This window comes from Burkholderia singularis (assembly GCF_001718875.1).
GTDB lineage: Bacteria > Pseudomonadota > Gammaproteobacteria > Burkholderiales > Burkholderiaceae > Burkholderia > Burkholderia singularis.
Genome location: NZ_CP013449.1, coordinates 36,238 through 61,167 on the forward strand (window position 1 = coordinate 36,238; position 24,930 = coordinate 61,167).

The 24,930-nt window shown below is 62.3% G+C and carries 20 protein-coding genes and 1 pseudogene; 9 read left to right on the top strand and 12 right to left on the bottom strand.

Annotated features, from left to right (window positions below):
* Positions 1 to 29 precede the first annotated feature (29 nt).
* Positions 30 to 1,739, bottom strand: a complete 1,710-nt coding sequence (locus AQ611_RS16290) for an acyltransferase domain-containing protein (protein ID WP_069235370.1) — start codon at positions 1,737 to 1,739, stop codon at positions 30 to 32.
* A 164-nt stretch (positions 1,740 to 1,903) separates the two neighbouring features.
* Here AQ611_RS16290 and AQ611_RS25625 point away from each other — a divergent pair, with 164 nt between their 5' ends.
* The 3 genes from AQ611_RS25625 to AQ611_RS16300 all read left to right on the top strand — a co-directional run bounded on the left by AQ611_RS25625 (position 1,904) and on the right by AQ611_RS16300 (position 6,046).
* Positions 1,904 to 2,137 carry a hypothetical protein gene (locus AQ611_RS25625; RefSeq protein WP_125910423.1) on the top strand — a complete coding sequence of 78 codons (234 nt, stop codon included), beginning with the start codon at positions 1,904 to 1,906 and terminating at the stop codon, positions 2,135 to 2,137.
* Positions 2,138 to 2,460: 323 nt separating this feature from the next.
* Positions 2,461 to 5,094 carry a hopanoid transporter HpnN gene (gene hpnN / locus AQ611_RS16295; protein WP_069235371.1) on the top strand — a complete coding sequence of 878 codons (2,634 nt, stop codon included), beginning with the start codon at positions 2,461 to 2,463 and terminating at the stop codon, positions 5,092 to 5,094.
* Positions 5,087 to 6,046, top strand: a complete 960-nt coding sequence (locus tag AQ611_RS16300; RefSeq protein ID WP_069235372.1) for an MlaA family lipoprotein — start codon at positions 5,087 to 5,089, stop codon at positions 6,044 to 6,046. Before hpnN ends, AQ611_RS16300 begins: the two co-directional genes overlap by 8 nt.
* 186 nt (positions 6,047 to 6,232) lie before the next feature.
* Here the strand turns inward: AQ611_RS16300 and AQ611_RS16305 are convergent, their stop codons facing one another.
* From AQ611_RS16305 to hpnD, 4 genes are all read right to left on the bottom strand, one after another.
* Positions 6,233 to 7,324 carry a hypothetical protein gene (locus AQ611_RS16305; RefSeq protein WP_069235373.1) on the bottom strand — a complete coding sequence of 364 codons (1,092 nt, stop codon included), beginning with the start codon at positions 7,322 to 7,324 and terminating at the stop codon, positions 6,233 to 6,235.
* Between the two features lie 811 nt (positions 7,325 to 8,135).
* Positions 8,136 to 8,846, bottom strand: a complete 711-nt coding sequence (locus AQ611_RS16310) for a phosphorylase (protein WP_069235374.1) — start codon at positions 8,844 to 8,846, stop codon at positions 8,136 to 8,138.
* A gap of 7 nt (positions 8,847 to 8,853) precedes the next feature.
* Positions 8,854 to 10,890, bottom strand: a complete 2,037-nt coding sequence (shc, locus tag AQ611_RS16315) for a squalene--hopene cyclase (RefSeq protein WP_069235375.1) — start codon at positions 10,888 to 10,890, stop codon at positions 8,854 to 8,856.
* Positions 10,891 to 11,077: 187 nt separating this feature from the next.
* A complete protein-coding gene (hpnD, locus tag AQ611_RS16320; protein WP_069235376.1) occupies positions 11,078 to 11,926 on the bottom strand; it encodes a presqualene diphosphate synthase HpnD in 849 nt (282 codons plus the stop codon).
* A 283-nt stretch (positions 11,927 to 12,209) separates the two neighbouring features.
* Here hpnD and AQ611_RS16325 point away from each other — a divergent pair, with 283 nt between their 5' ends.
* Complete coding sequence (locus tag AQ611_RS16325; RefSeq protein ID WP_180978120.1) at positions 12,210 to 13,121, top strand: alpha/beta fold hydrolase; 912 nt, start codon at positions 12,210 to 12,212, stop codon at positions 13,119 to 13,121.
* 53 nt (positions 13,122 to 13,174) lie between these two features.
* Here the strand turns inward: AQ611_RS16325 and AQ611_RS16330 are convergent, their stop codons facing one another.
* From AQ611_RS16330 to AQ611_RS16340, 3 genes are read right to left on the bottom strand one after another with little or no spacing between them, the layout of a single operon-like run.
* Positions 13,175 to 14,110: a GGDEF domain-containing protein gene (locus tag AQ611_RS16330; protein ID WP_069235378.1), complete on the bottom strand. Its 936-nt coding sequence runs from the start codon at positions 14,108 to 14,110 to the stop codon at positions 13,175 to 13,177.
* Positions 14,107 to 14,727, bottom strand: a complete 621-nt coding sequence (locus AQ611_RS16335) for a chemotaxis protein CheC (protein ID WP_069235379.1) — start codon at positions 14,725 to 14,727, stop codon at positions 14,107 to 14,109. Before AQ611_RS16335 ends, AQ611_RS16330 begins: the two co-directional genes overlap by 4 nt.
* Positions 14,720 to 15,088, bottom strand: a complete 369-nt coding sequence (locus AQ611_RS16340; RefSeq protein ID WP_059515639.1) for a response regulator — start codon at positions 15,086 to 15,088, stop codon at positions 14,720 to 14,722. Before AQ611_RS16340 ends, AQ611_RS16335 begins: the two co-directional genes overlap by 8 nt.
* Before the next feature lie 1,320 nt (positions 15,089 to 16,408).
* Between AQ611_RS16340 and AQ611_RS26745 the strand changes: the two are divergent.
* Positions 16,409 to 17,875, top strand: a pseudogene (locus AQ611_RS26745) (ATP-binding protein); the annotation flags it as partial.
* Positions 17,876 to 17,942: 67 nt separating this feature from the next.
* On the opposite strand, the gene AQ611_RS16350 reads toward AQ611_RS26745, so the two are convergent.
* The gene (locus AQ611_RS16350; protein ID WP_059515637.1) at positions 17,943 to 18,500 is read right to left on the bottom strand and encodes an NADPH-dependent FMN reductase; all 558 of its coding nucleotides are present in this window, start codon (positions 18,498 to 18,500) and stop codon (positions 17,943 to 17,945) included.
* Between the two features lie 399 nt (positions 18,501 to 18,899).
* Between AQ611_RS16350 and AQ611_RS16355 the strand changes: the two genes are divergently transcribed.
* Positions 18,900 to 19,505: an RNA polymerase factor sigma-70 gene (locus AQ611_RS16355; RefSeq protein ID WP_069235380.1), complete on the top strand. Its 606-nt coding sequence runs from the start codon at positions 18,900 to 18,902 to the stop codon at positions 19,503 to 19,505.
* A complete protein-coding gene (locus AQ611_RS16360) occupies positions 19,486 to 19,683 on the top strand; it encodes a zf-HC2 domain-containing protein (RefSeq protein WP_059515633.1) in 198 nt (65 codons plus the stop codon). Before AQ611_RS16355 ends, AQ611_RS16360 begins: the two co-directional genes overlap by 20 nt.
* A 60-nt stretch (positions 19,684 to 19,743) precedes the next feature.
* Here the strand turns inward: AQ611_RS16360 and arsC are convergent, their stop codons facing one another.
* Positions 19,744 to 20,100, bottom strand: coding sequence for an arsenate reductase (glutaredoxin) (gene arsC / locus AQ611_RS16365; protein WP_069235381.1), 357 nt, complete (start codon positions 20,098 to 20,100; stop codon positions 19,744 to 19,746).
* 229 nt (positions 20,101 to 20,329) lie between these two features.
* Entirely contained in the window at positions 20,330 to 20,470 is a 141-nt protein-coding gene (locus AQ611_RS26370; RefSeq protein ID WP_231936054.1) for a hypothetical protein, read from the bottom strand.
* Positions 20,471 to 20,523: 53 nt separating this feature from the next.
* Here AQ611_RS26370 and parA point away from each other — a divergent pair, with 53 nt between their 5' ends.
* The gene (gene parA, locus AQ611_RS16370) at positions 20,524 to 21,186 is read left to right on the top strand and encodes a ParA family partition ATPase (RefSeq protein ID WP_069235382.1); all 663 of its coding nucleotides are present in this window, start codon (positions 20,524 to 20,526) and stop codon (positions 21,184 to 21,186) included.
* 24 nt (positions 21,187 to 21,210) lie between these two features.
* The gene (locus AQ611_RS16375; RefSeq protein ID WP_069235383.1) at positions 21,211 to 22,275 is read left to right on the top strand and encodes a ParB/RepB/Spo0J family partition protein; all 1,065 of its coding nucleotides are present in this window, start codon (positions 21,211 to 21,213) and stop codon (positions 22,273 to 22,275) included.
* 152 nt (positions 22,276 to 22,427) lie between these two features.
* Here AQ611_RS16375 and AQ611_RS16380 read toward each other — a convergent pair whose 3' ends face one another.
* Positions 22,428 to 23,810, bottom strand: a complete 1,383-nt coding sequence (locus AQ611_RS16380) for a replication initiation protein (RefSeq protein WP_059515626.1) — start codon at positions 23,808 to 23,810, stop codon at positions 22,428 to 22,430.
* Between the last annotated feature and the right edge of the window lie 1,120 nt (positions 23,811 to 24,930).

Genomic DNA, 24,930 nt, shown 5'->3' on the forward strand with positions numbered 1-24,930 from the left:
TGCAGGGGCGGGCGCGGGGCAACCGCCGCTCAGCCCGCGACGAGCGCGGCCTTGTGCTGGTGTTCGTAGACGAAATCGACGATTTGTCCCATCGTCTTGAAATCGCCGGCCCGGAAATTCGACGGCAGCGGCGGCAGCCCATAGCGTGCGCTGATACGCTGAATGATTTCGGTCTGCTTGACGGAATCGATTCCAAGCTCCGCTTCGAGTTCGACCGTTTCGGTGAACACTTCGACCGGATACTCCATGGCTTCAGCATAGATGGCGACAAGCTCGTTGAACAGCCGATCGCGCGGCACGCGTGCTACGCCGGCGGGCGCGGCAGGTGCGACGGGAGCAGCGGGCGTAGCGGGCACATACGACGGCGCGGCAGCCTGCGCGACGGGCGCGAAAGCGGCATGGGGCTCCACATGCGTGGCGGGCGCGAAAGCCGCGGAGGCAGCAGGTGCGGCGGGCGCGGCCGGTGCATAGGCCGCCGGTGCGGCCGGTGCAAACGCAGCGGGCTCGACCGGTGCAAATGCCGCAGGCGCAACGGCGGCAAACGCGGCGGGTGCGGCGGGCGCAACGCGAAGGTCGGTAACGATCTGCGGCGCGGGCGTTGCTTGCAGGCCGCGGTGGGCGTGCGCATCGAAGAAACGCTTGAGTTCGCCCTTGATCTTGTCGACGATTCCTGGGCCGCTCACGCGCCAGAATTCATCGAAATCGGGTTGCAGGTTGCTTGCTCGGATGTCGTCGTTCATGGTTCGGCTCTCTTTGTCGAAATATGCGAGTACGTTTTCCACTGCGCCCAGCTCGTCGCGCACGCTCGCGGCGCCGGGGAAGGTTTTGACGCCCCCCGGCCCCACGACGCGTATCGCGATCTTGCTGAGCGCATTCAGCGCGCCGCACTCGACGAGTACGCCAACGCCAGACGCCTTGAGTCTTGCCACCGCCTGCGCAAACTGCACCGGCAATACGAGATGATCCGCAAGACAAGCGCCGAGATCGTCGGCGCCGGCGTAATACCGATTCAAAATCGGCGAATAAACCGGATATTCAAGCGGCCCGGTTTTATAACTCTTTAACCGTTTACCGAATTCGACGCGCGCATTTTCCAAATCCTTATGATGAAATGCGTATGGCGAATTCAAGATTTGCGCAGAAATATTTTTCTGCGCGCAATAAGCAATGAATGTCTCGACATGGCGATGTGCGCCCGACACCACCGTTTGCGCCGAATGGTTCTCGACCGCAATGCTCACGCGCCCGGGCTGCGCATCGAGCGAATCTCCAAAGCATGCCGCGACGAGTTCGCGCACCGCCTGCGGCGCGGCGGACACCGCTGCCATGCGGCCGTCGGACGGCGCCATCATCCGCAACGAATCGATCCGGTCGCAGACCATCTCGGCCCCCGTCTCGACCGAAAACGCGCCGCCGCACGCAAGCGCGGCAATCTCACCGAAACTGTGCCCAACGAGCACGGCCGGCCGCGCCCCACCGGCGCGCAACGCTTCGAAGAATGAGACGGATGTCGCATAAAGCGCGAGTTGCAGCAGATCGGGCGCATGCTGCAGCCATTGGCCGATGTCGAGACGCTCATCCCCGAGCGCCGTCAGCAGCGAACGGCGCAGCCGCCGCACGGCCACCGCGTCGATAGCCTGCATCGACTGTTTCACGGCGGGATAGGCGCGGCTCAACGCCTGGGTCGCGCCCGCGTAAAATGCACCTTGCCCCGGAAACAGAAATGCTGCTTGCATCATGTGATTGCCTTTATACACCAGCCACGCCGAGTAACTCGACGATCGGTCGAGAATGTGTCCCCCCCAAGTCTCCGCTCGTTATTCGATTACGCATCGCGGCGGCGATATGCAACCTCTAATCAATAATGCATTAACGATAAAGTAACATGGGGATATAAATACCTATGTTCGGCATACTACACATCCTCTACTGGTATTTAATATCAGGAATCGTCAAGTCATCATTCTTTGACGATTCATTCAATCGCACCAATATATCTGTCAAGAAATGTGAATTCCCGGCTGCGCATTGGCAGTCCTGGCGGGCCGCCTGGATTGAGCGTGCTGCGGAAGCAATGGGCGTCGCGCGCAAACGGCTTTCGCCGAATACCGGCAATGTCACCGCTATTTCACAATGATTTAAAATATGCGCGATGCCGCTTTTACCGGATTTATTCAATCGGCCGGCGCGATTTGTTAAAAATCATGGATTCGCCGCCGCTGCGAATTCGCTACTGAATTGACGAATCGCGCAATCGCCGGCGCCCGAGTCCGGCAACCCGGATTATCCGCCGCCAGGAACGAATCACGCGCGGCGCAACAGAACGCGCCGACGCGATTGCCCCCTTATTTCGCAATAATCGCGCAGCCTTTCAGTATGCCGGAGCCCTCGCGACGGTGAAATTCCCGCACCGGTATACTTGGACATTTTTTGCCTCAACGTAGGCTGGCCCGCCGTCTCATGCTGACTTCCGCCCTCGTCCGACTCGTTGCCTGGTCGGTGCGGCGCCCGATTTGGGTCGTCGTGCTGTCGCTTGCCATCGCCGCATTGAGCGGCGCCTATGTCGCGCGCCATTTCAAGATCAATACCGATGTCAGCAAACTGGTCGAGAACGACCCCAAATGGGCTCTACTCGGCCACGCGATCGACGACGCGTTCCCGCAGCGCAACCAAACGATCCTCGCGGTTATCGAGGCGCCCGCGCCCGAATTCGCGAGTGCCGCGGCCGATGCGCTCGCCAACGGCCTGCGCCGCGAAACGGACGCGGGCCGCATCGGCCAAGTGTCGGAGCCCGCGGGGGGCCCGCTCTTCGAGCACAACGGCCTGCTGTTCCTGCCCGAGCAGGATGTCGCGAACACAACCGCGCAACTCGCGAGCGCGCGGCCGCTCATCAACGTGCTCGCCAAGGACCCGAGCGTCGCCGGGCTCGCGACGACACTCTCGACCACGCTCGGGCTGCCGCTGCAATCGGGCCAGATCAAGCTGCCGGGCATGGCGAAACTGCTGTCGCAGAGCGCCGCGACCGTCGACGCGGTGCTCGCCGGCCGGCCCGCCGCGTTCTCGTGGCGCGCGCTCGTCGATCCCGACGCCGCCCGCCAACCCGCACGCGCGTTCGTGACCGTACAGCCCGTGATCAATTACCAGGCGCTGAAGGCGGGCGAGCAGACGTCCCAGACGATTCGCGATACTGCGCGCGCGCTCGAACTCGACAAACGTTTCGGCGCACGCGTGCGGCTGACGGGCGAGCAGCCGCTTGCCGACGAGGAGTTTGCGTCGGTCGAGGACGGCGCGGCCGTCAACGGCATTGCGACGCTCGCGATCGTGCTCGTCATCCTGTGGATCGCGCTGCGCTCCAAGCGGATGATCGCGGCCGTGTTCGTCACGCTGTTCGTCGGCCTGGCGGTCACCGCCGCGCTCGGGCTGATGATGGTCGGTTCGCTGAACATGATTTCGGTCGCGTTCATGGTGTTGTTCGTCGGGCTCGGCGTCGATTTCGCGATTCAATACGGGGTCAAATACCGCGAGGAGCGCTATCGCGATCCGGACCTCGATCATGCGCTCGTCGGCGCCGCGCATACGATGGGCATCCCGCTCGTGCTCGCGACGGCGGCCGTCGCGGCGAGCTTCTTCTCGTTCCTGCCGACCGCCTACCGCGGCGTGTCCGAACTCGGACTGATTGCGGGCGTCGGCATGTTCGTCGCGCTCGGCACCACGATGACGCTGCTGCCCGCGCTGCTCAAGCTGCTCGCGCCGCCCGGCGAGCGGCAGTCGCCTGGCTTCAAGCGTCTTGCGCCCGTCGACGATTATCTCGACCGCCATCGCAAGCCGATCCTGATCGGCACGCTCGCGATCGTGATCGGCGCACTGCCGCTGCTCGCGCATCTGCGCTTCGATTTCAATCCGCTGCATTTGAAGGACCCGCGCAGCGAATCGATGGCGACGCTGCTCGCGCTGAAGGATTCGCCGGAAGCATCGGTCAACGACGTGTCGCTGCTCGCGCCGTCGCTCGCGGCCGCCGACGCCGCCGCCAAGCGCCTCGGCGCATTGCCGGAGGTCGGCCGCACCACCACGCTGTCGACGTTCATCCCCGATGCGCAGCCGCAAAAGCTCGCGTCGATCGCGGCGGCCGCGCGCGAGCTGCTGCCCGCGCTCACGCAATCGCCCGCGCCGGCCGCGCCCGATGCGCAGCGCGTCGCGGCGCTCAAACGCGCGTCGAACCTGCTCGAATACGCGGCGGAAGATTACCCCGGCCCAGGCGCGGCGGCGGCAAAACATCTGTCCGAATCGCTCGCCAAGCTCGCGGCAGCCGACAGCGAAACGCGCGATCGCGCCGAAACAGCGTTCTCGTCGACATTGCGCCTCGCGCTGAACCAGCTCGCGATGCTGCTGCAGCCGTCCGGCATCACGCGCGACAATCTTCCGCCGCAAATCGTGCGCGACTGGGTCGCACCGGATGGCCGCGCGCTCGTGCAGATCTCGCCGAAGGTGCAAAAAGGCGCCGATCCGGGCGACGACGCGATGCTGCGCCGTTTCGTGCAGGCCGTGAAGGCAGCCGAGCCCAACGCGACCGGCGGCCCGATCTCGATCCTGCATTCGGCCGATACGATCATCCGCGCGTTCCTGCAAGCCGCCGCGCTGTCGGTCGTGTCGATCACGCTGCTGCTGTGGGTCGCGCTGCGCCGCTTCGGCGACGTACTGCGCACGCTCGTGCCGCTGCTCGTGTCGGGCGTCGTGACGCTCGAGCTGTGCGTGCTGTTCGGCATGCCGCTCAACTTCGCGAACATCATCGCGCTGCCGTTGATGCTCGGCGTCGGCGTCGCATTCAAGGTGTATTTCGTGATGGCGTGGCGCGCGGGTCAAACGGGCCTGTTGCAATCGAGCCTCACGCATGCAGTGCTGTTCAGCGCTGCGACAACCGCAACCGCGTTCGGCAGCCTGTGGTTATCGCATCATCCCGGCACGGCCAGCATGGGGCGCCTGCTTGCGCTCGCGCTGTCGTGCACGCTGATCGGCGCTGTCGTGTTCCAGCCCGTGCTGATGGGCAAGCCGCGCGACAAGCGCGTGACGAATCAATCGCAAGGAATCGATGAATAAGATCAAGACGCGCCTGTCCGCGTCCGCGCTCGCCGCAGCCACGCTGCTGAGCGGCTGCGCGACCGGCCCCAACCGTACCCCGGGCGACCCGTTCGAACCGATGAACCGCACGGTCTTCAAATTCAACGACGCGGTCGACCAGACCATCGCCGTGCCGATCGCGAAGGGCTATCAGGCCGTCACGCCGACGCCGATGCGCACGGCGGTCAGCAGTTTCTTCTCGAACCTTGGCGACCTCGGCAACATCGCGAACAATCTGCTGCAGCTGCGTATCACCGACGCGACGCAAGACATGATGCGCGTTGTGATCAATTCGGTATTCGGCGTCGCCGGCCTGTTCGATGTCGCCTCGCTCGCCGGGCTGCCGAAGCATCATCAGGACTTCGGGCTCACACTCGCGCGCTGGGGCGTGCCGGCCGGCCCATATTTGGTGCTGCCCATTTTCGGGCCGAGTTCGTTCCGCGACGGCGTGGGCCGCGCAGTCGACGTTCGCTTCAATCTGCTGAACTACATCGAGCCCGCCGCGCGCAATCCGATGTACGTCGCGCAATTCATCAGCGCGCGTTCGGATCTGCTCGGCGCGACCGATCTGCTGCAGCAGGCCGCGCTCGACAAGTACTCGTTCGTGCGCGACGCATACGTCCAGCAGCGCCGCTCGCTCACATATCACGGCCACGGCGACAATGAACCGGCGCTGCCCAGCTATGGCGAACCGGACAGCGAAGCCACGCCCGGCGCAAAGCGCGGCGGCGGAGAACCACGCGGCTTGCCTCAATACCAAGATCCGGGCGACGCGGGGGGCGGCGGATCGCCGGACCATTCGAATTCGGGCCAAGCGGCGCGCGGGCCGGCCGGACTGCCGCACTATCAAGACCCGGGCGACGATACGGCCGTGAAAAAAGACGGCAGCGCGGCCGGCCACACGGCCGCGCCGGGCGCCGCCGCGCACTGACCGCGCCGGCGTTGCCGTCAAGGCAGCGGGCAGCAGGCGTCGCAGCGTCAGTCAAGGTCCGCCGTCCCGCTATCGAAATATCCGCGTCAAAAGAAAAACCCCCGGACGAAGCCGGGGGCAGCATCACCGAGACTTGCTTCAGCCCCGCATGGCGGCGCAAGCATCAGCCTCTTCGATTCATTCAATTCAATTCGACTCGACGAACTGGATATACGGCGTCGTCCCGCCACTTGCCGAACAGGTTCCCAGATTCAGGTTGTTCGTCTCGCCCGTCGTGCCACCGTTCGTCGGGCCGATGCAGCTCGGTGAACTGGTCGTGCCGTCATTGACCGCGAGCTTCACCGTCAGCGACGAGCCCGAGTTGAAATTGACTTCCGAGCCGCCGCCGTTGCCGACCACGTTGAACTCCGACGTGTTCCACACATAGGCGATTCCGAGGGTGCTATCGCTTTGCGTGACCGAGTGAGCAACGCCGCCGTAAGTGAACGTCACGGTATCGACGCCATTGGCCACGGCAGAGCCGGACAGCGAAGCGGACGCGAGCTGCGAGGCCGGAACAAACGAGACGGCCACCGCGTTGCTATTGCGATAGCACGCATACTGCTGGCGGTACGAATACCATCCGCTCGGACATCCTTTGTGCAAATAATCGCTGCTCGACAGGAACATCCAGTCCTGGATGAACGCTTGCGGCCCCGCCGGCGCCGGGCTGTCCGCACCGTTGTACGTCGAATAAATGAACTGCTGCCAGACCGAGCACGACGTATAGCCATACGATGCGCAAGCGGGCGAGCCGCTGGCAAAATTGGTGTTGAGTTGCAGCGTATAGCCGTTGGTTCCACCGTATCCATTCGGGTTGTTCGTCGACGTCACGCCTGAAACGACCGGAAAGCTGCCGACGGCCGACTGCGTCAACTGCGCAGTCTGCGCGGAATAATCGTAGCCGTTGCCCACTGTCTGCGGCGCGCTATAGGCGTCGCGTCTCGGGCCGACTTTCGGGCTCGACCGGTATTTCGGGCTCGCCAGGCACGTCTCCTTTTCCCAGGTCAGATTGGGGTAGACCGCGCGAAAACAGCCTGCCGCGGGTGTCGCGACTTTCTTGATGTGCTCGTGCCAGACCTTCAGCGCTTCAGGGCTCGCCTGAGCAGCAGCGGCCACGGCGGCGGCATCGGCCGGCTGGTCGGCAAACGCCGGCGAAATCGAGACGACGCCGAACAAGCCCGCCACGCACGCAGTAAGGCCCCAACGGCCCAAGCCAGATTTCTTTTTCGATTGCATGAGTACCCCCTCCACAAGGGAAGTTTCACTATTCACATGTCATTTGGAAAACGGACAGAGCGATATCGATTGAATTGATCTATACCCACCTCCCCAATATTTTTCGATCACACCGCCTTCGCCATTCTTTATTTTCGATGCGTCGAATTTTCGGCCGCGGCAACCGTGGCAATCACAGTGATTAATCGCGGTGATTCAAAGGAATCAACCTTTCGTCTCGTTCATCGGGTAACACCTCTCTTTGCAGCGCCGCTGCCATCGATCGTGCACGGGAAAATTCCCAGTCTTGCCAGGAGCCGAGATCACGCATCAATTCGGTCCGATATCGCGGCAGCGCTGCACCAAACCTCGAGCGCTTCGGGACTTACACCGGCAACCGCGGCGCCGATACGAATCCAAACCAAACACGCTCGTAAATCCTCGACGGCAATACCATCGGCAATTCGCTTTTTTTGAAAAAGCGATCAGCAATTCATTCGAGATATCGATAAATTACCCTTTACCATCCGCCCGTCTGTAAAAACAAACAGACGTCCAGTCGCATCACATTCGGCCCGGCGATCGAAAACAAGCCGCATCAAAACATCCAGCTTATTTTGAGATAATCATTCAATGAAATATCGGCAGCTATGCCACGGCCACTCTCTCCAGCACCTCATCGCGCAGATAGTTAGTCATGCAAAACGATGCGATAGGAAAACTACGTCGCTGCGTTTTTTAATAACCTATCAAACTTTTTTTGATTTGAAATTTAAATATTGTTAAATTTACAGAATGCCGACTTGACAATTACATGAAGGGAAGATAGGGATCAGGCCCCGCGCCATGCGCCGGCGCGCTCGACCGCGCGCCGGGCATCCACCAGCGTCGCCCGCGCCGCGCGCGCGTCACCGGCAACTTGCAGCAGCGCGCCAAGCTGTGACGGCTGCCGGGCAAGTTCACGCAGAATTGGAAGGATGGCGGTGCTGCCGTCGTCGCGCAAACCTGCTGTCGCCGCTTTGGGCAACGTGCGCCACGCGGGATCGACGATCGCGCGGCATACCGCGAACGGCACACCGCGTGCTGCCGCAAACGCGCCCGCTATGTGGGATTCCATGTCGGCTGCGAGCGCGCCTTTCGCACGATGCAGCGCAGCCTTGTCGCGCGCGTCGATGACAGGCTCGCTGACCGCCGCGAGCGTGCCGCACCGCACCCGCGACGCGACCGGCCCGCCGGCGAGCGCGGCAACGATCCGCGCACTCCATCGAGCATCAGTCTCCAGCCGTCCGAACGGGCCGTCGACCGCATCGGCGATGACCAGCGCGCCCGGCGCCAGGTCCGGCGCGAGGCCACCCGCCGTGCCGAAGCTGACAACCGCCGCGCATCCGTGCGCGGCGGCCGCGTCGGCGAGCGCGCGCTCGAGGCGGTCCGCGCGCGCCGCATAGACCGCCTCGACGCCCGCGCCGCGCGCAATGCGCGCTTCGAACGCCATCCCTGCAACGGCGATCACCGGCGCCGCCCCCTGGCCGGACCTCGACGCCATCGGCCGTTTACATCCCGACCGTCACGCGCGTCGTGTTCGCGCGCTTCAGGCTCCGGTAACGCGCCAGCGCCCAGAGCGGGAAGAATTTCCGATAGCCGTGATAACGCAAATAGAACACGCGCGGAAAGCCTGTTGCGGTAAAACGCGCCTCGTCCCACAGGCCATGCTCGCACTGCGTGCCGAGCAGATAATCGATCCCACGCGCGACGGCCGGATGATTGACTTCGCCCGCCGCCATCAGGCCGAGCAATGCCCAGGCGGTCTGCGACGACGTGCTCGGCGCGCGCTCGTAGCCGCGATAGTCGAGCTTGTAGCTGTCGCCGTCCTCGCCCCAGCCGCCGTCCGGGTTCTGAACCGACAGCAGCCATTGCGCGCCGCGCTTCACGCGCGGGTCGTCATGGCCAAGGCCGGCCGCGTTCAGCGCGCACAGCGCGCTCCACGTGCCGTAGATGTAGTTCATCCCCCAGCGGCCATACCAGCTACCATCGGCTTCCTGCTCGTTCAGCAGATAGTCGAGCGCGCGGCGCGCCGGCTCGCTCGCGGCGGGCGTCTCGCCCAGTTGCGCGAGCATCGACAGGCAGCGGCCCGATACGTCGGCGGTCGGCGGATCGAGCAGCGCGCCGTGATCCGAGAACGGAATGTTGTTCAGATAATGGTGGGTGTTTTCCGGCTCGAACGCGCCCCAGCCGCCATCGCTGCTCTGCATGCCGACCACCCACTCGCGCGCGCGCGCGATCGATTCGCGATACGCGTGCGGCTGCGCGGCTTGGGCTTGGCCTTGCGCGCCCCGTTCTTTCGCGACCCGGTCCATCGCCATCGCAACCACCGCCGTATCGTCGACATCCGGATAATGCGGATTCGCGTACTGGAACGCCCAGCCGCCCGGACGCACGTTCGGCCGGCGCACGATCCAGTCGCCACGCACGTCGAGAATCTGCAGCGGCCGCAGCCAGTCGAGCCCGCGCGCGGCCGCGTCGATCGCACGCGCGTCGCCCGTCTCGATCAGCGCGTGCGCGGCAAGCGATGTATCCCAAACCGGCGACAAGCACGGCTGGCAATAAGCCTCGTCGTCGCCGACGACGAGCAATTTTTCGATCGACCGGCGCGCGATCGCGCGGTTCGGATGATCTTCAGGCAGCCCAAGTGCCGCGTACATCATCACTGCGTTCGCCATGGCCGGGTAAATCGCGCCGAGGCCGTCCTCGCCGTTCAGCCGCTCGTCGACGAACGCAACCGCCCGGTTGATCGCGCGCTCGCGCGAATAGCTCGGCAGCAAGCCGTCGACGAGCCGCAGCACACCGTCGACCGCGCGGAAAAACATGAACCAGCCGGTGCTCTGATGCGGTTGCTTCGGCAGCAGCCCGGTGTTGACGGGCGGGCTCTTGAACAGCTCGTCGATACGCACGCCACGCGGGTTCTTCGCAACCGGCCGCTTCGCGTTCAGCACGAGAAGCGGCACGATCACGGTACGCGCCCAATACGACACTTTCGACAAATGGAACGGGAACCACTGCGGCAGCAGCATCACCTCGACCGGCATCATCGGCACCGCATACCACGGCACGACACCATAAAGTGCGAGCTGAATCCGCGTGAACACATTCGACATCTCCGCGCCGCCCATCGCGTGGATCGCGCGGCGCGCGCGCTGCATGTGCTCGGCGTTCTCGTCGTCGCCGATCACTTTCAGCGCGAAATATGCCTTCACGCTCGCGCTGATGTTCGGCGCGCCGTCGGTAAACAGCGGCCAGCCGCCGTCCGGTTGCTGGATGCGGCGCAGGTAGCGCGCGATCTTCTGCTCGAGTTCGATATTCGGCGTCTCGCCCAGATAGTGGACGAGCAGCACGTATTCGGCGGGAATGGTCGAATCGGCTTCCAGCTCATAGACCCAATGGCCATCCGGGTTCTGGGCGCAGAGCAGCGCATCGGTCGCACGCGCGACGGCGGCGTCGAGCGCGGCGGCCGCAGACGTTGCGGATGCCGCGTGCGTATCAACGGACGCATCGGATGCGTCGAGCGTTTGCATATCGGTCATGTCGTTCATCGGTCCCTCTCTCATTGCCAGCACGCGCATCCGGCCGGTTCGCCGGATTCGGGCGCGTGCCCGTTGTCGCGGGTCGGCCTGCGGCCGTCCAGACGCCCGCGAACGTCTGCTTCGGCACGCACTTGCGCATGCCGGGGCATGGCGCTCGCCACGCGGGCCGCGCGCGGCTTGCGCCTATTCCATCGGATCAAAACAATGCGTAACGCGCCGCGAGCAGCAGCATGCGCGCGCGCGGCTTGCGCAGCGGTGCGCGCGGCGGCGCGAAACCGCGTGCCACCGCGGCTTCGAGAATCAGCCGGTAGGCGCCCGACATAATGCGTGGCGCGCGCACCTGCATACGGGGCGATGCGTCCATTACCGCATCGGCCTGCGCGAAATGCCGCTGCGCGCGCTCGACGAGCGTCGCGCATACGCGCGGCAACGCCGGGTCGCGCGCGATCGTGCGCGGATCGGCAAGCGCGATTGCCTCGCGCGCGAGCAGCTCGCGCGGCAGGTAGCAGCGGTTGATCGCCGCGTCGTCGTCGATATCGCGCAGGATGTTCGTCAGTTGCAGCGCACGGCCAAGGTGGTGCGACAGCAGCCGGCCCGGCTCATCCGGCATCCCGAAAATCCTCACCGATAGCCGACCGGCCGCACTCGCGACGCGGTCGCAATACAGATCGAGCGTCGCGTCGTCCGGCGCGCAGATATCCTCGGCCGCGTCCATCGCCATCCCGTCGATCATTGCGTGAAAATCGTCGCGCCGCAGCCCGAATTTCTCGATCTCGCGCGTGAGCGGCACGAGCGACGCACGCGGGCGGCCCGCGTAGCAAGCGTCGATGTCGGCGCGCCAGCGCTCGAGCTGCGCCGCGCGCTCGGCGCGCGAGCCGCCTTCGTCGGCGATGTCGTCGACCGCGCGGCAAAACGCGTACACCTGGAACATCGCGTCGCGCTGCCCGGCAGGCAGGATGCGCATCGCAAGATAGAAAGAGCTGCCCGATGTAACGGCAGCGGCGTCGGTTTCGGTATCGTCCACGACGGGATTGGAAACGGCCAAGACGAGCTCCGCTAAGGCGCCCTTACAGGGCGATTGAAGAAGCCATGCCCGGCTGGGGATGGTAAATGCGTGCGAGATGCGCGAACGATCGGCGCAGACAGGCACAAATTACCGGCGGGAAGCCGGAATTGGCCGAGAGTATAGCAATCTTTGACAGTCGATGCCGCCCGATTCGCCCGGCCGCGCAATCCGTTGTGTCCCGGTAAGATGCGCACACGGGCAAACGGCCGCGCTGGCCGCCGCCGATCCACATAATCAGGAACCGAGAGAGACTGCCTTGCCAATCGAACCGCACCACGCAGCGCCTGCTGTCACTCGCCACGCCGCGTCGGCATCCGAGCCGCCAGCTGCGCCATTCGTGCTCGTGCACGGCGCCTGGCATGGCGCATGGGCCTATGCGCGCGTGATCCCTGCCCTTGCCGCGCACGGCCATGCGGCCATCGCCGGCGATTTGCCCGCGCACGGCGCCAATGCGCGCTTTCCCGCATCATTCTTCAAGCGTCCGCTTGACGCGGCCGCGTTCGCAAGCGAGCCGTCGCCCGTCGCGGGCACGACGCTCGACGATTACGTCGACCATGTGCTGCACACCATCGATCAGGCCCGCGCACTCGGTCATGAGCGAGTCGTGCTCGTCGGCCATAGCATGGGCGGCCTCGCGGTCACGCTGGCCGCCGAGCGCGCGCCGCAGAAGATCGCCAAGCTCGTTTACCTGGCGGCATTCATGCCGGCGGCGGGCACGACAGCGCTCGACTACACGCGCGGGCCGGAAAATCGCGGCGAGATGCTCGGCGCGCTGATGATGGCCAGCCCGAAAACCACCGGCGCACTGCGGCTGGACCCGCACAGCGACGATCCGGCCTATCGTGCCGCTGCCAAGCGCGCGCTCTGCGACGACGCGGCCGACGCCGACTACACCGCGTTCGGCCGTCTATTGAGCTGCGACACCCCCGCCGCGCCGTTCGCGGCGCGCATCGAGACGACGTCCGGGCGCTGGGGCGCGATCGAGCGCCATTACATCCGATGCCTGCGCGACCATACGTTGCTGCCTGCGCTGCAACAGCGTTTCATCGACGAAGCCGACGCGTTCACGCCCGGCAACCGGACGCACGTGCATGCGCTCGACAGCAGTCACTCGCCGTTCATCTCCCAGCCGCAACGGCTCGCCGACCTGCTGGCCGATATCGCCCGAAGCTGACGCGGACAGCCGGCACCCGGCCGGCGCACGGCCGCGTTCATCGATGACGGGCGCTAGCTGAACGCGACCGAGCAATTGCGCCCTTGCCGCTTCGCACGGTAAAGCGCGGCGTCGGCCTGGTTGACGAGCGTCTCGTGCGTGAGGGTGCCGGGGCGCGCGGCCGCGCCGCCGACGCTCGCCGTCACCGGCACCCGCGCGCCTTCGGCGTCGAACGGCGCGCTGCCGATCGCCTGCCGTATCTTTTCGGCAACGCTCATCGCCTCGTCGAGCGACGTGCAGGGCAGCAGCAGCGCGAACTCCTCGCCGCCGAAACGGCCAAACGTATCTTGCGATCGCACCACGTCCGCGACGCGGCGCGCCATCACGCGCAACACGTTATCGCCGACGACGTGGCCGAAACGGTCGTTGATCGTCTTGAAGTGGTCGAGATCGAACAGCAGCACCGACAAATTGCCGCCGTAACGCTGCCAGCGCGTGAACTCGTCGCTGAGCCGCGCTTCGAAGAAGCGCCGGTTCGCGATGCCGGTGAGCCCGTCGAGGTTCGCATATTCCTGCAGTTTCGCAACCGCTTCCTCCCGCTCGCGCTGCATCACGCTGACGTGCGTGACATCGGCGATCGTCACGCACACCGCCTCGACTTCGCGGCCGCGCGTAATCGGCACGAACGTGCAGTCCTGCTGCATGAAATCGACGCCGCCCGTGATCGGCCGGTCGTGATCGAAGCGAAACAGATACGGCCGCTGCTCCCACGAACTGAACGCGAAGCTGCCGAGCTGGAACACGCTTTCGAGCTTACGCGCAAGCCACGCGCGCGGCAGCTCGGGAAAGCAATCGAACAGGTTGCGCCCGATCACGTCGGCCGCCGCGACGCCGCTGTGATCGTGCATGAACCGATTCCACATCAGCACGTTCATCGCGCGGTCGAGCACGAAAATGCCGAAGCTGACTCGTTCGATGACAAGATCGCTCAGCGAAGGATGAGGGTTCATAAACTGGACAGCAGGGAATCGAGCGCGTCGCTCATCTGGTGGATCGAATCTTCCGCGAGCAGCATCACGAAGTGGGGGCGAAAGCTATCGTCGGCCACGCCGAAATTCACCTCGAGCAGCAGCGTCTCACGCCACGCGAGCACGTTGGGCGGGAACACGTCGTCGAACGTCACGTCCGCGCCGAGCAGCCCCGGCGGCGAAAATACGGGCGTGCGGCCCAGCTCGTCGAGAATCGCGGACACGCATGCGCCCATCAGCACGTTCGCCACGTCGAACACGAACTCGGCCTGCGTGAGCGCTTCCCACTCGTCATCGTCGTAGGCGTCGAACAGCAGCGCCAAGCGCTCGACTTCGGAGCTGCGGCAAAGCATCAGCGCCTCGCCCTTGATATCCGAACGAAAGCCTTGGCGCACGGCGGTCACGTTATCGTCGATGCCAGTCATGTCGCGCAGCACGCGGCAAACGTCGGCCGAGCGCACGACGCGCACGCGCGGCACCGAAAGCTCGATGAAAGTGCCGAAAAGCAGCGCAAGGCGCGCCGCCGCGCGCCCCATCGCGAGGTTGGCGATCTCCTGCAATGCGTCGCGCTGCTCCGCCGTCAACATCGTGTCAACCATACAACCCATACTCCCTGAGAATGGGCAGCAAAGCTTCCGGCGTGACAGGCTTCGCAACGAATGCCGCCGCGCCCAGCTCGCGCACGCGCGCTTGCGCCTTCGGCTGGATGTCGGCGGAAACGACGATCACGAACGTGTTCAGATCCTCGTCACGCAACGCCTCGAGCACCTGATAGCCGCTCATGTCGGGCATCGTCAGATCGAGAAACATCACCGACGCCTTGCCGTCTCGATACAGCGTCAGCGCCTCTTGGCCGTTCGACGCGTAGGTCACGTCGACGTCCCAGTCCGCCGGCAGCGCCTTGGTCAGCAGCTTGCGCGCAAGCAGAGAATCATCAGCGATCACAATCGGCAGAGGCATGGCAGTCGCGGCGGTAAGCGGAGTCGTCTGCCTCGCGTTAACGACGATTCGCCGCGCATCTTTAGGAAGAAGCGACAAGTGGTAATGCGAGGCACAGGCATCGCCCGGGCATCACGGGCGAATTCCGCATAGAGAGGTGATGCGGAATTCTCAGAGTAAACCCGGTGCGTTGCAACTCGCCGTTTTTTCCGGTCAGAACAGAATTGATTAACTCGAATTCGAATCCGGGAATGGCTCGAATTGTTTTCGCGATAACCACGCAAATTATTCTTTTGCTTACGTTTGCGCTTTTGGATTCGTCGCTGTTTGCGGCGCCGCGCACAATCGTCGAAAAAACTGTCATCGCGCACGCCGCGCCGGGGCGCCGAGTGCGTGCGCGAGTCGTTTATGATGCCGATCAAGCTCTTTCGCAATCGATCGATCATGACGCCCGAACGGCCCGACGCTTCCCGCCCCACTCCGCCCGACGCAGATTGGGAGGATGACGCGTCGTTCGCCGCCGCGCCCGAGCAGGATTTCGCGATGCGGCGCATCACGCTGATCGTGATGCTCGTGGCCGCCATCGTGCTGCCATGCATTTATGTTGCGGTCATGGCGTACAACGATCTGCGCACGCGCGAAGCAACCGCGCGCGACGTGACGATGCGCACCGTGCGCGTGGCCGAAGAGCACGCGCTGAAGGTGTTCGATCTATCGGAGACGCTCGATGCGCGCATCGTCGATCTCGTTCAGGATCTCGACGACAACGCGATTCGCAATGCCGAAGCGGATATTCACGATGCGCTCAATACGATCGGCGGCGGCTATCCGCAGGTCGCGTCGGTGTCGATCTTCGGCGCGAGCGGAATGCTGCTCGCGAACAGCCTCTATTACCCGGCGCCTTATGCGTCGATCGCGAATCGCGACGATTTCGTCGGCATCCGCGACGGCAAGGTGACGGAGCACATCTCGCGCGTGATGCCGGGGCCGGCCAGGGCGCCCAGTTCCGGGCCCGTGTTCAATACCGGCGTCGCGCGCCGCCACAGCGACGGAACGTTCGCGGGCATGGTATCGATCGCGTTGAAAGCGTCCTATTTCGTCGCGTTCTATCGCGATCTGCTGGGCGGCGCGGATACGCCCATGACGATGTCGCTCACGCGCAGCAACGATGAAGTGCTCGTGTCCTACCCGCCCGCGCCGCACGGCGCGGCAGCCGGCGGCGAGGCCAACGGCGGGGCAGGCAACGGCGCCGGTCATGCGGCGGCCGACGACGATTCTGCGACGCGGCCGGGCAATGGCCGCATTGAGCATCGGGCCGGCGTCATGCAAGTGAAGCGCAACGGCGACAGCGAGATCGTCGCGTACCGGCAAGTCGGCAGCTATCCGGTGTTCGTGTCGTGCGCATACCGGACGTCCGCGATCCGCCGAGCCTGGTATGAGCACCTGAGCGTGCTTTTCATCTCGATGTTCGCGCCGTCCGCCGCGCTATGGAGCGTGATCTGGCTGTCGCTCAAGCGGCTGCGGGCGGAAGAGCAGGCGTGGGAGCGCTGGCAGGCCGAAGCGTCGATGCGGCGCTCGATCGAATCGGCGTATCGGCAGTCGCGCAAGATGGAGGCGCTCGGCAATCTCGTCGGCAGCGTCGCGCACGATTTCAACAACCTGCTGATGATCATTTCGAGCAACACGCAGATCGTCCGGCGGCGCGGCGTTCAGCATCTCGACACGGAGCTGGCCGCAATCGAGCGTGCGCTGAAGAACGGGCAGTCGCTCACGCGGCAGTTGCTTGGCGTCGCGCGCAAGCAGCCGCTGCGTAACGAAACCATCGACGTCGCGCAGTGGCTCGCGTCGTGCCGCGAATTGCTGAAGACATCGCTCGGCTCGAAATCGTCGCTCGTCGTCGATACGCAGCCGGATCTGTGGCCGGTACGGATCGACGTCGCGGAACTCGAGCTCGCGATGATCAATCTCTCCGTCAATGCGCGCGACGCCATGCCACAAGGCGGCTGCTTTACGATCCGCGCGCACAACATCGTCTTTCGCCGCGAGGACGGTTTTCCGCTGACTGGCGACTTCGTACAGATCTCGGTGGAGGATACCGGACGCGGCATGCCGCCCGACGTGCTGGCGCGCGCGTTCGAACCGCTTTTCACGACCAAGGCAAACGGGATGGGCACCGGGCTCGGCCTGCCGCAGGTATTCGCGTTCTGCGAACGCTCGGGCGGCCTTGCGACGATCGACAGCAAGGTAGGCGCCGGCACGTCGGTTCGCCTTTATCTGCCGCGCGCCGCGGCAGTTGCAAAAGCCGCGAATACGGACAGCGGCACGGGCAACAGCGTCGAGGCGGGCGCGAGTGCGCGCGCGGCCCTTGCGACCGGAAATCAAACAAAGACGTCCGCTGGACTGAAAATTCTGCTGGTCGAGGACAACGGCGAAGTCGCGGCGGGCACTGAAGCGCTGCTCGAACTGCTCGGCCATCAGATCACGCACGCATCGAACGCGGACGATGCGCTACGGATGCTGAATCAGACGGACGCGAGTCCTTCGGCGCCACGCGCATTCGATCTCGTGATCTCCGATATCCATATGCCGGGTACGCTGAACGGCCTTGACCTCGCCGAAGCCATCGAGCGCGCGGACACGAAGCTGCCGGTCATTCTGATTACCGGCTATGCGAAGGAATTCGACCGGACCCGCCATGTCAACGCGCGCTTGCTGTCAAAGCCGTTCGATATCGCGCTCCTCGACGGCATGCTTCAGACAATCCAGCAAGAGCGCGACGCACGGCTTGCCGCTCAAGCGAGCGATTGAGCGGCATGCGGCAGCGGGGATTCGCGGTGACGAGCGCGGTTTGCCGGCCGGTGCGTGCGCCGTCAGATCAAGCCGATTTTGCGTGCAGGCGCACCCAGCCCGCGTAGCGGTCGACGAAACCTTGCAGGAATTTACGCGTATCGTCATTGACGATATTGCCCTGCGCATCGATTCGCGCCGGATCATGCCGGACGAACATCTCGGGTTGGCCGAGCGTCGGCGCATCGAAATAGGCGAGCACGTTACGCAAATGCTGCTGCGACAGCGCGGTGCCGGTCGCGCCGGGCGACGTGCCGAGCACGGCGGCCGGCTTGCCGGCCCATGAATTGCTGCCCCATGGGCGCGAACCCCAATCGAGCGCGTTCTTCAGCACACCGGGAATCGAGCGGTTGTACTCGGGCGTGACGAACAACAAACCCTGTGCCGCTTCGATCGATTGTTTGAAGCGTTTCGCAACCTCGGGAAAATCCGCATCGTAATCCTGACTGTACAGCGGCAGTTCGCCGATTTCGACCGACTCGAACGACAGGTCGGCCGGCGCGAGCGACATCACGGCTTTCGCGAGCGCGCGGTTTGATGATTCACGCCGCAGGCTGCCGACGATCACTGCAATACGATAAGTCATCAGAATCTCCTTCCGTTCAGTTGAGAATCATTAGCATTACTTGTCGGTCGCGTAATAAACGGCCTTTTTGTTGGCAAACCCACTTTTGCCCCGACACGTCGGGGGTTCACAGCGGATTTCCACAAAGTTTTCCACAGAAAATGTGGATAACTTGATTGGTATATCGGCTGGTTACATTTATGTCAGATGAACGCAGGCCATGAATTCGTCTCACCCCGGCATCGTTCGTAGAGCATATGATGTCGGGCATGATGCGAGAAGCCGCATCGACACGCGCGGATGCAGCGAAACGCCGAGTCTTGCCGACCGAATGCTTCGCGGCACGGCCGCATCGGAAGAATTATCACGCGTTCACGCTCGCGCGGGCGAACGCGCGTGAAATCGACAGGAAATCCTTTCATGGAGCACGCGCGCACGGCATACGACGATCCCGCGTACCTCACCCAATTGCGTCGTGATTTGCTGCGCTTCGCGCGCCTGCAACTGCGTGATGCCGATGCCGCCGAAGACGCGGTCCAAGAGGCACTGGCTGCGGCCTGGGCCCAGGCCGAGCACTTCGACGGGCAGGCAAGCCATAAAACCTGGGTGTTCGGCATCCTGCGCAACAAGCTGATCGATACGATGCGTGCTCGGCGGCGGACCATCAACGCGTCGGCGCTGGACAGCGAACTCGACGGCGAGGCGCTTCTTGAACGCGAGCTATTCTCGGACAATGGGCACTGGGCCGCGCATGCAAAGCCTCGCCCCTGGCCGAAACCGGAAACGGTCCTCCAGCAGCGACAATTCTGGATGCTGTTCGACGCATGCCTCGATCACCTGCCCGAGCAAATCGGCCGTGTTTTCATGATGCGAGAATTTCTCGACTTCGATATCGATGATATTTGCGCCGAACTCGAATTGAAGGCGAATCACTGCAGCGTGCTGCTATATCGTGCGCGGATTCGGCTGCGAACATGTCTCACCGAAAAAGGCTTGACGACGGAAGATGCTACTGGGGAAATGTAAGGACATCACACGACTTTTGTCCGATCAACTCGATCGACCGCTGTCGCTCGACGAGCGGCTCCGCGTGCATGTCCATCTGCCGACCTGCAGCGGTTGCCGCAATTACCGCTCGCAGATTCGCCTACTGCGGAATGCTGCGCGCATCGCGAGCGGAAAGGCAGAGGAGCGCAGCGAATGAGCGCAACGGCATGTGCGCATTTCTATTTTTGATGCCGTTTTGAAGTTTTATTTTTAAAAATTACTCGAACAACACTTTGATAGCTTCCGGCGGACGGCCGATAGCTGCGTTGCCGTTATAAACAACGATCGGTCGCTGAAGCAGGATGGGATGCGCGGCGATTGCTTTATACACTTGCTCATCCGACACACCGCGCTCGCCCAGATTGAGATCTTTGTACGGAGCCTCGTTATCGCGCAACATATCGCTAACCGGGCGGCCGAGTTGCTGGTGCAATGTCTCCAGCTGCGAAGCGGTCAACGGCTGTTTTAGATATTCGACGACTTGGATCTCTTCTCCAGTTGGCTTGAGCGACTCAAGAAGCGCCAAAGTTTCGCGAGATTTGGAGCAGCGGGGATTGTGATAGATCGTGATCATTGAATTCGAAGGTGGGGAATGGATCGATGGTCCGATTATTGTAGCGGGCCAGCACAGCGATTATCACTAGCGCGCTCGGCAGCTCGAAATTTTTAAGGGGCGCATATCACCCGCCGAAGCTCAATAGCCCACCCTGTGCCGCCGTGAATTTATGCGCATAAAGAGGGGCGGCGGCGGGTTTGCATAACTTCCTAACTCCATCGGTATGAAGACCACTGGCGTTCTGCATCTATACATCTGCCCGCCCGGCCATCTCTTTAATTTCGCCCTCGCTGGCAAGAGTCTCCTCCTGGCTATCGTCGCTGCCTTTATGCGCATAAATCGTCCCTAGCCAAACGACCAGTGCGTCGCCCATCAACAACAAATTCATTGAAATATAAAATCTCTCCGGTAGAATTCTTGCAATCAAAATAGGAGTGAAAATTGGCGGCGGAAATCATTGCGGTCACTCAACAAAAGGGCGGCGTAGGCAAGAGCACCATTGCGATGCATCTGGGCGCCGCATTCCATGAGAAAGGTCGGCGCGTACTGGTAATCGACGCGGACGGTCAAAACACTCTCGTTCATTGGTCTAGCGCATCAGCGGACAGCGAAACCGGTATCCCATTTCCCGTCGTCAACCTCGCCGAGGCCGGCGGTCAGATCCATCGCGAAATCAAGAAATTCATCAACGACTACGACATCATCGTCGTAGACTGCCCGCCATCAATCACTGAAAAAGTATCGGGTGTCGTATTGCTCGCGGCGACGATCGCCGTCATTCCCACGTCGTCATCACCTGCGGATTATTGGTCGAGCGTCGGCCTCGTCAAACTGATCCAGCAAGCTCAGGTGATGAACGAGGATCTCCGAGCAGTATTTCTGCTCAACAAGACCGAGGAAAAGCGCATGCTTACGCGCGAATTGAAGCGTGCGCTGGAAGAACTCGGCTTTCCGCTCCTCAAAACACAAATTCCTACGCGAGAGGCCTACAAGCAGGCAATGGCACTTGGCCAGACCGTCCTGCAAATGAACGACCGCGGCGCCAAGCTCGCGGCGGCGGAAATTCGCGCATGCACCGATGAAATCGTCGCCATGCTGCCCTGACTTTATGCGCATAAAGGACCCTGAATGAAACCCTCCCAATTCGCCAAAGGCTTCCAGGCGCGTCCCGACACGTCGACCAGTGAAAAACGCACGGCGCTTGACCGACTCAACGCCATCGACGGTATTGTCAAATCCGACGCAACACCATCGACCGCACCGATCGGAAAGTCATCGAAGAAAAACATTCCCGTCACGATCGTTGAGACCCCACCGATCGATCAAGCAGACGAGTCCAGCCAATATCGGACGTGGCGAATCGAAAACCGCTATCAACCTGGGCAGGTCATCGAACTCCCGTTGAAGGCGATTAAGCCAAGTCCGTTCAACCCGAGACATTTCTACCTGAAGTCGTCGATCGCCGAACTGGCGGTCAACCTGGCCAAACAGGGCCAACAGCAGGCGATTCACGTCATCCCGGATTACGACAATCCTGGCACCTATTTCGTCAGTGACGGCGGACGCCGGGTTCGTGCGTTGAAAGAAGCGAACAAGGAATCGGTGAAGGCGATCGTCATCGATTTACCCATCGGCCTTCAAAGTTATAAGCTTGGCTATGACTTGAATGTCCAGCGTGATTCGCAAACCGTCTTCGATAACGCGGTGGTCTGGAAGCGCTTTCTCGAGGAAAAGTATTTTCAGAGCCAGAAGGAGCTCGCTGAGCACCTCGGGCTCGACGAATCTACGGTTGCGGTAGCGCTATCGATCGGCAAACTGCCGGAGGCAGTGATGCAGGAAATGGTCTCTCGCCCTGATCGCTTCGGCTCGAACATGGCCTACCAAGTAGGTCGCTATCATGCGGCGCGCGGTACCGACGCGACATTGCGTCTCATCAACAAGATTCTTTCCGATGACCTCAGCACTCGCCAAGTCGCCGATATCGTGAAGGGCAGAGCGACTGCGCAGGAAAATCCCAAATCTGCGGGCAGGCAGCGCTATGCGCAACGCCACGAAATCAAGCTCGACGGTGTATCGGTGGGTGATCTGAAATCGTATGGCGACGACCGCTTGGAACTCCGCCTACGCGGTCTGACGAAGGAAAAGCGCGACGAGATTCTGCTTCAGCTTGAGCGGATGTTGCTGCCGAATTGATCGAGAAATTGAGTCAAACAATAAGAAGGGGCCCGGAACCTGAACTGCTCCAAAGATCGGACTGTCGTCCCATCTTTGGAGTGCAGATCAAAAACCGGGCCCCTTTTTGATGCAACGAAATCAATCCGAGTGGGCTCGAGTCACGCCATCGCTCAAGCTGCGCGGGATTGGCTGAGCGTAAATGACAGCAAATCGCCATCCGTCGGTTCGCCCCAGGTTTTCTGAGCCAGCCAATCGAAAAACGCGGTTTCGACAAGTTTCGAGTCCAATCCCCGCCGCCGCCAATCGTCGCGCAGATGCGAGCCCAATGCAGGCAACACATCGGCTTCGAACGACGCTCGCGCAACCTCCCGTTCCGCTTCACCTTGCTCTTCGTAAAGCTGCTTCGCTTCCTTACGGCGATAAGCGTCATATTCGCTGCGCAGGCGCGCTTTCGGATCATCCACCGGCCCGGCAGCCGCCGTACCGCCGGCTTTACCGACGCCCGCGCCAATACTGTTCGGCAACGACTCCACCGTATCGACGGGCGGCGCATAGCCTTTCTTCAACGCATCCTTGAAAAGCGCAGCGCCGCTGCGCACCGGCGGCAACGTCGTGCTGCGCATCCGCTGTTCGGTCAGTTGCAACGCGGCACGGATGCGATTTTCCTCACTATCCGCATACAGCGTTTGTGCTTCCTTCAACGGAATGCCGATCTTCACCATCCGGTCCACGAGCGTGCTGTCGAAAACGTTCGGGTGCTCGTCAAGCGCGAGCATCGGCTGCTTGCGCTCCGACACGCGAAACTGGATTTCGGCGACCCGCCGCCCCTCGCGGTGCTCGACCAACTCGACGAAGATGTTGGTAACCGCATTGACCTCGGCAATGGCCGGGCGTAAATAATCGCGCTTGAAATACTTGTACTCGCGCTTCGCCTCGTCACCGGCTTCGGTATCGGGTGTCCCCGACAAGATCGGCCGCCACCACTCCCAAGGCTCGCGCATGGTCAGATGGCTCGGATTGGTCAAATAACGCACGCAGATTTCGTACAATGCGAGCCCAGCGCTGCTTCGCAACTGGCTCTGGAATTGCAGACTCAGCCGCGCGTACTGAACCGGATCGAGCAGTTTCTTTTTAATCTTCGGCGCAAACGAAAATTCCACCCATACGCGGCGCGTAGTCGGATCCTCCAGAATTTCCGCATCGGCAATCAGCGTCGAGATCCCCCATTTGCGGCCGGGCTTCTGGCTCGACGTGCCGGTACTCCATTCGACTTGCACCGACACCATCCGCCGCAAGTGCTCCTTGACGAGCGCCGTATCGTTGGAGTCGAAAGCCGAATTCGCAACGATATCCGACAGCAACGCGCGATAGGTATCGCCGGAATCGTCCGCTTGCTGGGCAACGGCGAGCAGCACGTTGAACAGCTTGCGGGTCAAGAGGGTAATCTTGCCGCTCTTGGGCTGAATCGCGATCGCCTCGACGGCCTTGCGCAATTCGGCTGAGCTGGCGCTCACCACATCTACATCGGTTTTCTTGGCGCGCTTCGTAGCCATGCGTCAGGGCGGAGGAGAAATTTCCCGAAAGAATAGCGCCTGTGGTGATGCGAGTCCAGAACGGCATGCTCACCGTATCCGGTGAAGCCCGCCGATTCGCCACGACTCACCCGATTGCAATCCCGTAAAAGCTCACCGGTCCAAAATCCGGCGATCTCCGACTCACCTTTATGTGTCGCGGAAAACGCGGATAACGAGGGTTTCCCGGCTAATGCGAACTGTGACCCAACCACTCCCGTAACGTCTCACCTCAAATCCTGTCGCAAAATTGCGACGGCGGCGTTGCCCCAAATACTGGCCAAGCCCTTGCGTCAACTCCGCCAGGGACAAGCACCCGAATACGCAGGCAGATATCGGAGCGGGCAGGCAAAGCTGCCCTGACGCCATAGCCAGCCGGCGCAAGCGGCACAAACGCTAGCGTGAGCATCATCGCCGGATTCGATTCACCATCCAGACTCGCAACAGAACCATAAAGACGCCTGTAACGGCGCGTATGAGCTTGCCTAAACCCTTTCAGCTCCCGTTGCCCCACAGCGGGAGACCCAAGCCCCGTCCACAACGTGAGTCGCCCATGCCGCGCACTTCTCACCGCTAACGAATTGGCCGCCCCATACGCTCAGTCCCGCCAACGCGACATCGACTAACGTGAACACGTGGATATGATTTCACCTCACCTGCGATTCGACCATTCGGTAACGTCCAGCTTGCCGGTCCGCGGACTCAAACCGCGCTTTCGCGTCCACTCGCGCCCTGGTCGCGCCGCATCAAGGCTGTCATTCCATCCGAAGTCCTGAAAAAGCTCACCATTCGCTATTTGTGTCCGTATAGTTACTCGTCACCACAGAACCAGCACACGGGCGATTGCCAGCAATTCGCTCCCGAAAACATTCACCTTTGACACAATCGGGTCCACGTCTTTAAAGCCGCCTGCATTCCCGAAAAAGCTCACCATTCTCGCAGTGCGCCTAAAAAACCTAATGAACTCTAGGACTTAAGCGCTGTTTTTGAAGCATCGATCGAGCGGTATCCACTCCCGAATTTCCTCACCTAGCAGAAGGCACGCCATCGATGCGATCCGAATGCCTTCCCCCGAAAACTCTCACCTTTAATGAAAATCACG